This is a genomic window from Rhizobium sp. BT-226, from assembly GCF_025847085.2.
Taxonomy (GTDB): Bacteria; Pseudomonadota; Alphaproteobacteria; order Rhizobiales; family Rhizobiaceae; genus Rhizobium; species Rhizobium sophorae.
Window position 1 is genome coordinate 1,091,382 of sequence record NZ_JAOYTI010000002.1, and the last position, 12,733, is coordinate 1,104,114.

General features: G+C 60.0%; 13 protein-coding genes. All 13 read right to left on the reverse strand.

Going from position 1 to position 12,733, the window contains the following annotated elements; all coding sequences use genetic code 11:
- Position 1: 1 nt before the first annotated feature.
- The 13 genes from OIU37_RS15580 to motC all read right to left on the reverse strand — a co-directional run bounded on the left by OIU37_RS15580 (position 2) and on the right by motC (position 12,732).
- Complete coding sequence (locus OIU37_RS15580) at positions 2-754, reverse strand: flagellar biosynthetic protein FliR (protein WP_180693776.1); 753 nt, start codon at positions 752-754, stop codon at positions 2-4.
- Entirely contained in the window at positions 751-2,838 is a 2,088-nt protein-coding gene (gene flhA, locus OIU37_RS15585) for a flagellar biosynthesis protein FlhA (RefSeq protein WP_028743716.1), read from the reverse strand. Before flhA ends, OIU37_RS15580 begins: the two co-directional genes overlap by 4 nt.
- A gap of 90 nt (positions 2,839-2,928) precedes the next feature.
- Positions 2,929-3,195 (reverse strand): flagellar biosynthesis protein FliQ, encoded by a 267-nt coding sequence (gene fliQ, locus OIU37_RS15590; RefSeq protein ID WP_009992823.1) that lies wholly within the window; start codon positions 3,193-3,195, stop codon positions 2,929-2,931.
- Positions 3,196-3,294: 99 nt separating this feature from the next.
- Positions 3,295-3,738, reverse strand: a complete 444-nt coding sequence (gene flgD / locus OIU37_RS15595) for a flagellar hook assembly protein FlgD (RefSeq protein WP_168310490.1) — start codon at positions 3,736-3,738, stop codon at positions 3,295-3,297.
- The gene (flbT, locus tag OIU37_RS15600) at positions 3,729-4,178 is read right to left on the reverse strand and encodes a flagellar biosynthesis repressor FlbT (RefSeq protein ID WP_003556571.1); all 450 of its coding nucleotides are present in this window, start codon (positions 4,176-4,178) and stop codon (positions 3,729-3,731) included. The genes flgD and flbT overlap by 10 nt, the downstream gene beginning before the upstream one ends.
- Positions 4,175-4,522 carry a flagellar biosynthesis regulator FlaF gene (gene flaF / locus OIU37_RS15605; protein ID WP_027666404.1) on the reverse strand — a complete coding sequence of 116 codons (348 nt, stop codon included), beginning with the start codon at positions 4,520-4,522 and terminating at the stop codon, positions 4,175-4,177. The genes flbT and flaF overlap by 4 nt, the downstream gene beginning before the upstream one ends.
- 34 nt (positions 4,523-4,556) lie before the next feature.
- Positions 4,557-5,609 (reverse strand): flagellar hook-associated family protein, encoded by a 1,053-nt coding sequence (locus OIU37_RS15610; RefSeq protein ID WP_168314443.1) that lies wholly within the window; start codon positions 5,607-5,609, stop codon positions 4,557-4,559.
- A gap of 3 nt (positions 5,610-5,612) precedes the next feature.
- A complete protein-coding gene (flgK, locus tag OIU37_RS15615) occupies positions 5,613-7,100 on the reverse strand; it encodes a flagellar hook-associated protein FlgK (RefSeq protein WP_180693777.1) in 1,488 nt (495 codons plus the stop codon).
- A gap of 19 nt (positions 7,101-7,119) precedes the next feature.
- Complete coding sequence (locus OIU37_RS15620) at positions 7,120-8,424, reverse strand: flagellar hook protein FlgE (RefSeq protein ID WP_180693778.1); 1,305 nt, start codon at positions 8,422-8,424, stop codon at positions 7,120-7,122.
- 122 nt (positions 8,425-8,546) lie between these two features.
- Positions 8,547-9,218: a transcriptional activator Rem gene (gene rem / locus OIU37_RS15625; protein WP_171601591.1), complete on the reverse strand. Its 672-nt coding sequence runs from the start codon at positions 9,216-9,218 to the stop codon at positions 8,547-8,549.
- Positions 9,219-9,498: 280 nt separating this feature from the next.
- The gene (locus tag OIU37_RS15630; RefSeq protein ID WP_180693779.1) at positions 9,499-10,056 is read right to left on the reverse strand and encodes a transglycosylase SLT domain-containing protein; all 558 of its coding nucleotides are present in this window, start codon (positions 10,054-10,056) and stop codon (positions 9,499-9,501) included.
- Positions 10,004-11,440 (reverse strand): flagellar hook-length control protein FliK, encoded by a 1,437-nt coding sequence (locus OIU37_RS15635; protein WP_264258015.1) that lies wholly within the window; start codon positions 11,438-11,440, stop codon positions 10,004-10,006. Before OIU37_RS15635 ends, OIU37_RS15630 begins: the two co-directional genes overlap by 53 nt.
- Entirely contained in the window at positions 11,437-12,732 is a 1,296-nt protein-coding gene (gene motC, locus OIU37_RS15640) for a chemotaxis protein MotC (RefSeq protein WP_180693781.1), read from the reverse strand. The genes OIU37_RS15635 and motC overlap by 4 nt, the downstream gene beginning before the upstream one ends.
- Position 12,733 lies beyond the last annotated feature (1 nt).

Genomic DNA, 12,733 nt, shown 5'->3' on the forward strand with positions numbered 1-12,733 from the left:
CTCATCGCCCGATATAGATCGAGCCGAAGGACTGGCCGAACTGGCTGACCATCGCCGCAATCGAGAAATAGATCAGGAAGAGCCCGCCCATCAGCAGATAGGGCGTGGAAATGAAGTAGACAGGGATCTGCGGCGCCAGCTTGTTGATGAAACCGATTGAGACGTTGAAGATCAGGCCGTAGATCAAAAACGGGCTCGACAGCCGCAGCATGATGTAGGTGGTCTGCTCCAGCGTATCGGTAAAGGAGATCAGCGTCGCGCGCATCTGCATCAGGCCGCCGAAGGGCATGGTCGTGTAGGAGTCGATCAGTGCGCGGAAGACGATGTGATGGAAATCCATGATGAAGAGGATCATCATGCCGGCAAAGGTGATAAAGGCGGACAGGCTGGTCTCCGGCGTATCTTCGATGACGTCGGCGGAGCCCGGCTGGGTGTAGCCGACCATCATGGCGGTGATCGAGGCGGCGAACTGCATGCCGAGCGTGTAGATCCTCGCCAACATGCCATACATCACGCCGATCAGCGATTCGGTGAAGATCAGGCCGATATAGGTTCCGGCACCGGTGTGAACGGCCGGATAGACGGTATCCCAGAGCAACGGCATGACGGCGATCGAGAGCGCGCCGGCGATGAAGACGCGCAGCTGTTGGGGCACGCGCGCCGAGGAAAAACCCGGAAGAGCCAGCACACAGCCACCGATCCGGCAGAAAACCAGAAACAGCGCGAGAACGGTCCCTTGCGGGTCTGTTATCATGAAATAGAGCCCAAAATCTTTATCTCGATGCCCTTGGCCAGTTCGACATGCGACAGGACCGGGAGCGTGGCGAACAGCCTCTCGATGATCATGCGCACATAGGAGCGTGTTTCCGGCGACGTGACAAGTGCGAATGGCAGGCCGCGATCCATGAACTCACGGATAACTTTGGTGGCCTGCTCGCTGAACTCCTCCAGGCTGCGCGGATCGATGTCGAATTCGATCACCTCGCCCTTGGCGTCGCGCTTCAGCGCCTGGTGGAAAGCGAGATCCCATTTGCTGCCCAGCCGCAGCACGCGCAGCACGCCGTTATCGGCGAGGTCGCCGCAAAGCTGCTGAGCCATGCGGATGCGGACATGCTCGACGATCTGCTCGGTCTTCCTGACATGCGGGGCGAGTTCGGCCACCGCCTCGAGGATAAGGTGCAGGTTGCGGATCGAGACACGTTCGGCAAGCAGCAGCTTGAGCACCGCCTGCAGGCCGGAATAGGACATATGCGACGAGCAGATTTCGTCGGCGAGCTTCTTGTATTCGGGATCGAGCCGATCGATCAGCACCTTGACGTCCTTGTAGGACAGAAGCTGCGGCAAGTTGTTGCGGATGACCTCGCTCATATGGGTCAGCACGACGGAGACATTGTCGATCGGCTGGAAGCCCTCGCGTTTCAAATCGTCGGCGAAGTTTTCGAGGATCGAGACGGCAGGCATGCCGAAGGCGGGCTCGCGGATTTCGTCGCCGGGAATGCTCGGCCTGCGGCCGGCGCCGGTCACGACGAGGACTTCGCCGACGCGCAGCAGGTTGGAGGCGACCGTCGTGCCGTGGATGCGGATCTGGTAGGACTTCTCGGCAATGGCGATATCGTCGGTCACCTTGATCTCGGGCACGACAAAGCCGTATTGCGTGGCGAACTTCTTGCGCATCTTGCCGACGCGGAAGGCGAGCTCCTGGTGGGCGCCGAGCAGGCGCGTCGAGACCATCTTGCCGAGCGCGAGCTCGATTTCAGAGGTGCGCAGCACCGCCTTGACCGAATCCTTTTCCAGTTCCTTGTTCTGGACGACCTTCTTTTCTTCCTGCTCGCGGCGAAGCATGTTCTCTGCCTCGACCTGACGCGGGATGAACCAGGCGCCGAAGGCGAGAAGACCGCCGAGGACCACGAAGGGTACAAACGGCAGACCCGGCATCAAGGCCAGGATGAACATCAGCACCGCCGAGACGGAAAGCGCACGGGGATAACCACTCAACTGGTTGACGACCGCCTGGTCGGTGGAGCCGGTGGTGCCGCCGCGAGAGACGAGAAGGCCGGCGGCCAGCGAGACGATAAGAGCCGGCATCTGTGCGACGAGGCCGTCGCCGACCGAGAGCTTGACGAAGACGTCGGCGGCTTCGCCGATCGGCATGCCGTGGCGGAAATAGCCGATAATGATGCCGCCGAAGATGTTGATGCAGGTGATGATCAAGCCGGCGACGGCATCGCCGCGTACGAATTTCGACGCACCGTCCATCGCACCGAAGAAGGAGCTTTCCTCCTCGAGTTCCCTGCGCCGGCGCTGGGCTTCCCTCTCGTCGATGATGCCGGCCGAGAGATCGGCGTCGATCGACATCTGCTTGCCGGGGATGGCATCCAGGGTGAAACGTGCGCCGACTTCGGCGATACGCGTGGCGCCCTTGGTGATGACGATGAAGTTGATGGTGATGAGAATCAGGAAGACGATCAGACCGATGACGAAGTCGCCGGACATCACCAGGCTTGCAAAACCGGCGATGACGCCGCCTGCGGCATCGTGGCCCTCATGGCCATGCGAAAGGATCACGCGTGTCGTGGCGATGTTCAGCGCCAGCCGGGTCATCGTCGCGATCAGCAGAATGGTCGGAAAAGACGAGAAATCGAGCGGTTTCTGGATCCACAGCGCGACCATCAGGATCAGCACCGAGAAGGCGATCGAGAAGGCCAGCCCCATATCGATCAGGAATGGCGGGATCGGCAGAAAGAGAATGCAGATGATGCCGATGATGCCGAGGGCAAAACCGACATCGCGCAGGCTCGGGGCGACTTTTGGAATGGGGAGTGCAGGTGGTTGCGCCATGACGATTCCGTCTCTTCATGAGAGGAGGCGGACATGCAGCCCGCCCAATTCGGATCGAGAGTTAAATGGCGAAGCTTGCGCGAAGGTGGCTCAGAAACCGGACTGGATGCGCGAGAAGACCAGATTGGTGAAAATCGAGATCTGCGAGCCGACGAAGGGTGCTGTAACCCCGACGGTGATCAGCACCGCGACGATCTTCGGCACGAAGGTCAGCGTCGCTTCCTGCACCTGGGTCAGCGCCTGGATCAAGGCAATGACGAGACCCACCACCATCGCCGCGATGACGGCGGGACCGGCGGCAATCAGGACGGTCCAGATCGCCGCCTGAAACAGATCCAATGCATCAGCTTCATTCATCCGAAGGCAACCTCATATCGCCTTGAAGCGGCCCCGCCGTGGCCGGACCGCCATTGATTGGTATCACCTGAGTTATGCGGCGCACCGGCACCGTGGGTATCAGGTATCGCTGGTGTCGGTCGACGTGGTCGGCGCCTTGTCGGCAATAGTGATTCCCGCCTGCACGAGTATATTCCCGCCAGCCGTGGTTGTCGCAATGATTCCGTCGGAATAAACCTTGACGGATTCGATGGTGCCCTTGACCTTGCCGTCGGCGCTTTCCATGTATTTGCCGACGTAGCTGCTGGCCTGAGTAAGGCTCGAGCTTGCCAGAAGTGTGTCCAGCTTGGTGTTGGTCTGGATCGTCTGCTCGACCTGCGAGAAGCTCGCCAGCTGCGACATCTGCTCGCTGGCATCCATCGGATCGGTCGGATCCTGGTTTTTCATCTGCGCGATGAGCAGTTGAAGGAAGTTGTCGTAATTCAGCGTCGCCTTCTTCTGGGCCGAACTCGTGGAGTTCGTCGAGGTCGTGCTGTTCACGTTCGACGTTGCATCTACCGCCATGGTGCAATCTCCCTGCGAATCTGCTCGACCATCGTCGGCGGCATTTCGTGGTTGTTGAGGATATTGTCTTCGATCGCATAGAGGCCGCGGATCGCCTTGAGGGCGTCGAAGGCGCGGCCCGTCGAGACGAGCGCATCGATGCGCTTCAGTTCGGCGAGGATCTCCTCGTTCTTGAAGCAGGAGAGCAGCATGGTGATCGATTTGCGGAACAACGCCGTCGAGTGGTCCTTGCCCTCAGGGTTGATGAGGATCATCTGCGCGATGAAATAGAGCTGACGCAGCGGTGTCGTGGCGCCCTCCGGCTGGAGGACATGGTTTTCGAGAAGGAACGTCACATCATTCAGGAATTCCAGCGCGACCTTGCGGTCGACGCGCAGGACGGCGCCGTTGATGAAGATTCTTTCTCCGGCTTTCAGAGAAATGCGAAGTGTACTTTTCATTTAAGTCCATCCCTGATGATGGTGGTAACGTCGATGATGCCCTGGTAGTTATTAGACTGACGTTTTCTGATCCTGTCGCATTCCTTCAATATCCAGATCGCGATCGAGATGAGGTTGGCCCTGAGCCCGATCTCCAGCTGGTTGTCGGGATGTTTGAGATCCTCGATGAAGCTGATCCACACCCGGCGCGTATAAAACAGGGCTTCAATGGCTTCCCGGCCGTATTTTTCCTTTTCGCGCGCCAACGACAGCAGGTCTATGGACCGGTCAAGAACCTGCCATTCCCGCTCTTTCGCGTCGGCCACCGAGTCCTGCATGACTTCGGCATATGAGAACTGATACATTCATGCATCCTTCTTTATTGCGCGCCTTTGCTCATCAAAGGTAGTTTACAAGACTCAACTGCTGGATCTTCGAGACGATCGTGTAAGCCGTTTCAAGCTGCGTTTCCAAAGTCTTGACGAGGGTCGAGGCTTCGTAAGGATCGACGCCCTGGAGATCGACGAGCTTGTTCTTGATGATGTTCGATTGAGCGTCGAGAGCGTCGTTGGACTTCTTGACGCGCTCCTGCGAAAGGCCGAGCTGGCTTGCCTGGGTAACCAGGCCGCTGGTCGCCTTCGCCGTATAGCTGATCGCCTGCTTGGACACCGTGCTCATCGCATCGGTGCTCAGGGTCTGACCCAACAGTGCCGAGGTCATCACTGAGGCGAGCGCGAAGTAACGCATGCCCTCGGAATTGGCATTGGTCGAGGATTCGATCACTTCGGAGTTGCTGATGCGGCTCGTCATGTTCTGGTTCGATGCCTGCGACCAACCGGTCGCCGGATTGGTCCAGTTGGCCTGGCTGAACATCGGCTCTACCGTCGTGGTGATAAAGGTGCTCATTTCGGCGCCGGTCAGATCCTTGACCGCCTTCGGCGGGACAAGAGCGGCGGCGTAGGCATTCAACTGCGTGACGATGGCGGCACTCGTCGCGGCCGTCTTGTCTGTCAGCGGCTGCACATCGGTGTTGATGCCCGAGAACAGATATTCGCCGTTTACCATCGTATTGGCCGTGTCCATCATCGTGGACAGGGCGCTGGTCGCCGACTGGATGGCGACGGTGATGCTGCCGGGATCATGGCTGCCCTGGAGCGCCGTCAGCTTCGAAACGAGGCCGTCGCCGACGTCCTTCATCTTGGAAAGGCCGAGCTGCGAGGATTCCATGCGCGCGGTGACAAGCGAGTTGCTTGATTTGATCGAGGCTATCCTGTCGACCTCGCGGCTGAAGTCCACGCTTCTGGCGGCGTTGCCGCCGAGAGACACACCGATATCCGCATAGACTCCCGTCGTCGCTTCCATCGTCGCCTTCGTCATCTGGTTCTGCGCCTGACGGATCGTCAACCGCATCGCATTCTGAATGGCCGAACTTGAAATAAATGAGCTCTTCATGGCTTAACTCGCAATATCCAGCAATGACTTCAACATTTCGTCAACGGCGTTCAGGATCTTGGTCGCCGCCTTGTAGGACTGCTCTATGTCGAGGAGCAGCGTCAGTTCCTCGTCGAGGTTGACGCCCGTCTCATTGGAATAGGCTTCGTCGGAGCGTGACAGCGCCGCCGAGGTGTTTTCCGCCGCCGTCGTGGCGTTGCTGCGGTACTGCTCGAGCCAGCCGAGCGAATTCGTGGCGAATTCCATGATGCTGACGTTTGAATCGATGCCGGTCGTGGCGTCGAACCCGACAGGCGTCCCCGCCGCGGGATCGAAGTCGATGTCGGAGCCCAATGCGGTATAGAGACGATCGAGTTCAGCCGTATAACCGCTGACGCCTGACGTGTTCAAGACGAGGCCGGTGGCGTTGACGCCACCATCGCGCAGACGCATCGGATCGCCGCCTTGCGAGGTGATGACGCGGCTGCTGACCGTGATGGTTGCCGCCATGCCGGCAACCGCGGTGGCGCCGGTATCGACCGTGCCGCCGCTCCAGGTGAAGAGGCCGGGCACATAGGCCGGACCGGCTGCCGTGTTCTGCTCCTTGAAGAGCGAGACCAGGCCGCGGGCGACTTCGTCGAGCTGCTTCTGGAAGTTCGGGGCGATTTCGTCGCGGACCTGGAGGAGAGACTGAAGGCTTCCCTGCCCCGTCGTCGTCGATCCGCCGCCGCGCGGAAGTGCCACACCGTCAACATAGACCGAATTGCCGGTGATGGTCGCGGTATAAACATCCTGAGACTTAAACGTCACCTTGCGCGGGATCGTCTCGAAGAGGATCGTCCCGTCAGACGTGCTCAGCACCATGTCGTTATTGTCGCGCGTCGTCGTGTTGACGCCGACAATCTGCGAAATCTGCTTGAGAGCCTTCTCACGCTCGTCGAGAGCGCCGGATGCATCCGCACCCGAGGCCGTGGCGGTCTTGACCGCATTGTTGGCCTTCTCGAAGTCGCTGAGGAGCGTGTTCAACTTATCGACCGCGGTGGCGATCTGCTTGTCGGCGGTGGCGCGAACGTCCTGAACGGATTGCGAGGCATTGTTCAGCGAGTTGGCGACGTCCTGGGCGGCGGTGATGGCGCCCTGGGCGGCGACGGTGCTGCCCGGCGTTGTGCGGAAGGCCTGAAGCTTCTGCTGGAAAACGCCGAGATAGGTGGATGGCGACGTTTCGTAGTCGTTGCCACCCACGATCGACTTCAGGTCCTCGAGACCGCTCAGCAGGGTCTGCTGGGCGCTGTCTTGAGAGGATGTCTTCAGGTATTGGCGCAGCAGCGCTTCTTCCTGCGCCCGGTCTATCTTGACGACCTGCGCGCCATTCAAGGACGTGGTAAGCATCGCCTGCCGGCGCACGTAATCTTTGTTGCCCGCATTCGAAATATTGTTCGACACGACACTGCTCTGAGTGCCAGTATTGTTGAATATGTTCTGCGCTGTATTAAGTGCGGATGTGAGCGACATGGCTTACCCGGTACCTTGCTTATCTCTTGAGGTTGACGAGAACGTCCATAATGTCGGAACCCGTCTGGAACACCTTGGAATTGGCGGTATAGCTGCGCTGCGATTCGATCATTTCGGTCAGCTCGCCAGCGAGGTCGACGTTTGAACCTTCGAGAGCGCCTGCTTTGATCGTGCCGAGGCCGTTGGTCTGCGGGAAGCCGGTGACGGTGACGCCCGACTGGCCGTTGGCGCTGTAGACGTTGCCGCTCATCAGCGTCAGCTTGTCGGGGCTGGCGACGTTTGCCAGCGGAATACGGTAGAGCGGCTTGTTGGTGCCATCCTCGTACTTGGCGTAGACGATGCCGTCGCCGTCGACCGTGACGTCCTTGACAGGGCTTGCAGCTTGGCCGTTCGGCGTACCGGTGCCGGCAAAATCAGCGCCGAGCTGGGTGAAACCGGAGAGATCCATACTAATATTCATGCCTGTCACCGGGTCAGTGATCACGATGGGGGTGGGCGTGACCATCTTGCCATTGGCGTCAAAGTTGAGCGTTCCGAGGCCAACATCGCCGCCGGCGGTGGTGTAGGGGAAGGAAGTCGTGCCGCCGACCGCAGCATCGGCGTTGCGATAGATTGAAACCTCCCAGCTGCTGTTAACTGCGGGAGGCGCCGGCGGCGGCGCTGCCGCGACCGATGTCTTGGTGAAGTAGAAGTCGTACATCACCTTGTTGCCCAGACGGTCGTAGGCGACCATCGAGAACTTCTTGGTATCGGCTGTCGGGGTTGCGGGGTTGGCGCTCGGCCGCGTTGCGGCGGCCGCAACGACATTGGCGCCGGAATCCAGATTGCCCTTGAAGACCCCAGATGTTGAGGCGATGGCGGTCAGCCCTTCCTGGTTGACGTTGACGGGAACGAGGCCGTCGAAGCCGTTGACGACGACGGCGGGAGAGCCGGCGTCGTAGGAATAGCCCATCAGCATGAAGCCGGCGGCGTTGACGAGGTTGCCTTCGTCGTCCTTGGTGAAGTCGCCGGCGCGGGTCAGGACCGGGGTGCCGTCAGGACCCTGGACGATGAAGAAGCCGTCGCCCGAGATCGCAAGATCGGTGGTCGAGGTGGTGTAGGAAATATCGCCCTGGTCGGAGACGGCCTGGCGGACGGAGGTCTGAACGCCGCCGGAATTGTAGTTGCCGCCCGAGGAAGGCAGAACCAACGACGAGAAGCTCGTCGACACAGCCTTGTAACCGGTGGTGTTAACGTTGGCGATGTTGTCGGCGACGGTGCTGAGGCGGTTGGCCTGAGCGTTCATCCCCGATACTGCCGTCTTCATGCTGCCGAAAATGCTCATCTGAAAACCTCGTTTTACCTGTTATGCACGAGAGTATTTGTCGGGCCTTGCGTGAAGCTGTCTGTCATGCGAGCTGCGAGGCCAGATATCGAAGTTCAGCCGGGCGCCGCCCAGCCGAGAAATCAGGCCCAATCGATGCAGTAACCAAGGAAGCGCTTGGAATCGACCGGATCGACGCCGAGCTTTTTGCGCAGCTTCTTGCGCAGCTTCGAGATGTGGCTTTCGACGACGTTCTCCTCGACCTCTTCATCGAAGATGCCGTAGATGGCGTTGAAGATCTGGGTCTTGGTGACGCGGCGACCGCGATTGGCGATCAAATATTCGAGGATGCGGCGCTCGCGCCGGGGAAGTGCGAAGACTTCGCCGTTGATCTCGGGGTCACGACCATCCGAGAAGACGCGGATACCCCCGATCTCGGTGTAATTGGTGATCGCCTTCAGCCGGCGCCGGATCGCAGCCGCCCTTGCAAGGATCTCGCGGGGATGCACCGGTTTGCGCACCACGTCGTCGACGCCGCAATCGAAAAGCGCAAGAGTGTTTTCGAGCGAGTGCTGGTCGCTGACCGCAATCACCGGCGCCATCGACCGGTCCCGGATCGCCCGGGGCAGTTCGAAGTTGCGCTGGCCCTGACCGATCAGAAAGGCCTCGACTGCAGCTATATCGGAATCGGCGGCGGTCTGTACCCACTCGCCAAATTCTGTTGGATCAAAGCCGGTGGAGGGAATGCCCTCACGACCGAACAGAGATGTATATCCATCTTTCACGAGCTCACGCTCATCAACCACTACGATCATTCGTCCGCCTCCGAATCAGTGTGGCACTTCGATGATCTATGGGTACGAATCGCACGAATCGGCGACAACTCGTTAAAGTTAATGGCAGAAACTAATAATTGATTAAGATCTGGGTAGCGATTTGATCTATATCTAGTGGGTATGCCTGATTATGCACACCAAAATTTCGTGGAAAAGTTAACGGTCGGTTAAATATGACTTGCGCACGGGTTTTGTGCCGGATTCCCGCCACATTGTGACACAGTTTCGTCACAATACGCCTCTTCCATCTTTGGTTGAATCAATTTCGGCAAAAGTTACTCGCATTGAGAGTCCACTTGCCATAGCCCGTGGCGACGAGATTGGAGATGACGCGGCAGACATATTGCTTCTGCGCAGGGTTGTTGTTGGGTCCGGCGTGGTATCTGGCTACCGCCATCGTCCATGTCTCGTGACGGTCATGCAGGTTGCGGAGGAATTTCGCCGCATACTCAACGTTGCGATGCGGGTCGAACATCTCCTCGGCGGAGCGGAAATTCTCGCCGTGAAAGTAATGGTTGATCTGCATGCAGCCGATGTCGATGAGCTTGGCGCCGCTGCTGCGGGCGACATCGAACTGCCGCATCGCGTCCTGCTCCGAGGGCGGAAAGATCGCCTTGCCTTCGACGTTCATGGCGTAAGGATAGAGCGAGCCCTTGCGGCCGGTCTCCGTCAGCCCAACCGAATAGAGGATTCCTTCCGGGATGCCGTATTTGGCCGCTGCCGATTGGATCTCGCGTTCGCAGGCGCCGGTGGAGGCGATCGCCTCAGAGGTAAACGCCGCCAGTGCCGCTGTTACCGCCAGAACGAGCGTCTTCAACACTGGTATCGCCTGCGCCATTGAAGCCTCCATCCGTCCGCTGTGCCGTCTGATTGTGGCGCTCGCGCGCCTCGCCGCCCTGCCCCTGCTGGGGGAGCGACTGCTGCTGGGAGGCCTGGCCCTGGTTGCCGGCGTCTGGACGCTCGACCGGCGCCATGCTGATGGTGACGTTTTCGACCGCGTAACCCTGGCTGCGCAGAGCTTCGAGAATCTTGCCGTGATCTTCCTTCATTTGACGATAGGCCGCCCCGGTTTCGACCTTGAGGTCGACGTTCAGGGCGTCGCCGGACAGGCGCATGGTCGCCGTCACCAGGCCGAGATCGAGCGGGTTCATCTGGATCTTCAACGTATTGACCACCTTGCCGGTGCTCGTCCATTCCGCCGCGTTGGAGAGCGCCGAGCTCGGCTCCATAGCGCGCGCCCATTCGGAATCGCCGGAGAGGGCGGCGGTGACAGCGGCGGAATTCGAATTCTGCATCAGGCCGATATAGCGGCGCGATTCGAGCACCGAAACGTTTTCGACATCGGCCTTCTTCGAACCATCTTTCGGCCCGGCCTGATCCGTGCCGATATGGACATCCATCGACACGCCGCGGCCATCGGCACGGCTGATCCTGAATGTCTTGCCATCGGCGGCTTCGGCAGTCTCCGATCCGGGAACCTTGATATCATCCGCCTTGCCGCTCTCGACGTTGCCGCTGACGGCGGCAAGAGCGTCGGACGCATGGCCGCCCGCCTTGGCGTCGATACCATCGAGTTTCTTGTCGCCCGCTCCAGCCTCGTCGACCTTGGCGGAGACGTGATGCGCGGTGGCCGCCGCCGGCAAACTCACGGTCCCGTCGGCAGGATCCTGCTTCAGCAGACCGAGAACATCGGAAATGCCGCCGTCATCATCGTCGCTGGCCTTGTCCGTATCGGTTTCCAGCGCGTCGGCCTTGGTGTGTTTGCCGGCCTTGGCTGCCGGAGCGACCTCGTCTGCGGGACTGTCCTTCGGATCGAGCTTGCCGAAGGCGAGATCGGCCGGCATTTTGACCTCAGCCTTTACGGGCTTTGCCGCCGCCTTTTCAACACTGGCAATCGTTTCCGGCTGTACCTCCGCCTGTGCCTTCAACGCGGCATCGCTAAGGTCGATCAACGGCTTTGCGCTGCTGCGGCCGCGGATCGTCCGCGCCACTTTCTCGGCGCCGCCATCGGCAGCCACGCCCTGATCCGGTTGCGCATCGTCGGGCTCGTCATTGACGGCATCGCTGCCTGCCTTGGCAAGCGCGTCGAAGAAGCCGTTTTTTTGGCCGTCAGCATCACCTTTTCCGGCCAGTCGCGCGGATTTCGCAACCGCAGCCGTCTCCGTACCGGAGGCTCCTCCCGAGACGCTTATATCCATCATTGTTCGTTGCCTTCTTGCGCCAGAAGACCGTCGATCTCGTCGAGCTTGGATCGATTGGTCGTCACAAATGCGTTGAATGAGGGGTCGGTATCCTGGCTTTGGCCAGTCGATGCCACACCTCCCGGAACAGGCTCGGGAAGCGCGCCTGGCGCTCCCGGTTGCGTGGCTATCGCCGCAGCCTTTTCAGAAGTGATTTCTTGATCATCAGTGTTAGGATTGGAGGCTTGCGTCAAGCTTGCCGGGTCGGGAGCGCGCAGGATCTGCTCGGCAACGGATCGCGCCGCCTCCTGCAGCGCCTGATCCCGCAGCGACAGCGCGTTGCCGTCGATGCCGCTGACATTCTTTGCTGCCTGGTCGATATCCTCTGTGGGCAGGCCGGCCATGCCCCCATAGAAATCCGCGAGTGGACCGAAAGCATTGTCGGTGCCGCCGCCAAGCGACTGCACACGTCCGACCGCCATGCGCGCCAGTTCCGGCTTGCCTGAAATAGCGGCGGCGCGGGCGATGCGCAGATAGACCTCGCGCTGGCGTGGAGCGTCCATGAAGGACAGGATGTCGATGACATCCTGCGGTTTCACGTCGTGATCGTGGCCGACGACGAGCGTGACGAAAAGATCGGCGAACTGGCTAGCATAGGGCGAATGCAGGAAGCGTCTGACATAGCGCTGCGAATAGGCCATCCCCCTGTCGAGCATCCCCTTGTCGACGCAAATGGCGACTGAGCGGCGCAACGCCGCCTCCTCGACGATCGTACCCGGGGCGGCAAGACGCGCCTGGTCGTAGAGATCCAGCGCCTCTGTCGGTTTCGTCGCGATCAGCACGTTGCCGCCGATCAACGCAAGGTAGGGGCCGATCTTCTTGTCGCGATATTCCTTGGCCGTCTCCTCCAGCGTCTTGGCGACGAGCAGCCCCTTGCCGCTCAGATATTTGCGCAGCACATCGGTGACGCGGTTGTCGAAATAGCCGTTGACGTCGTGGGCGATCAGATATTCGAGCGTCTGGGGATTGCCGCCGCTCATCGTGTAGATCAGCGCTGCATCGACATTGCGGTCGTCGTCGAAGATCGACGGGTCGACGGTGCGCAGCCGCTCGTCGATCGTGCCCAGCATGAAGCGCTGCATCTCACCGGCCGAATGATCGCCGGTGACGACGGAATCCTGCACGAATTGCAGCGACCGCAGCATCTTGTAGGGCGCGAGATCGTCCGGATCCTGCGCATTGGCTGCGGCCGGCGAAAGCATCGCCAGGCCGAGGGCCACAAATCCGACGTAACGATGCTGCCGACGCGCCATT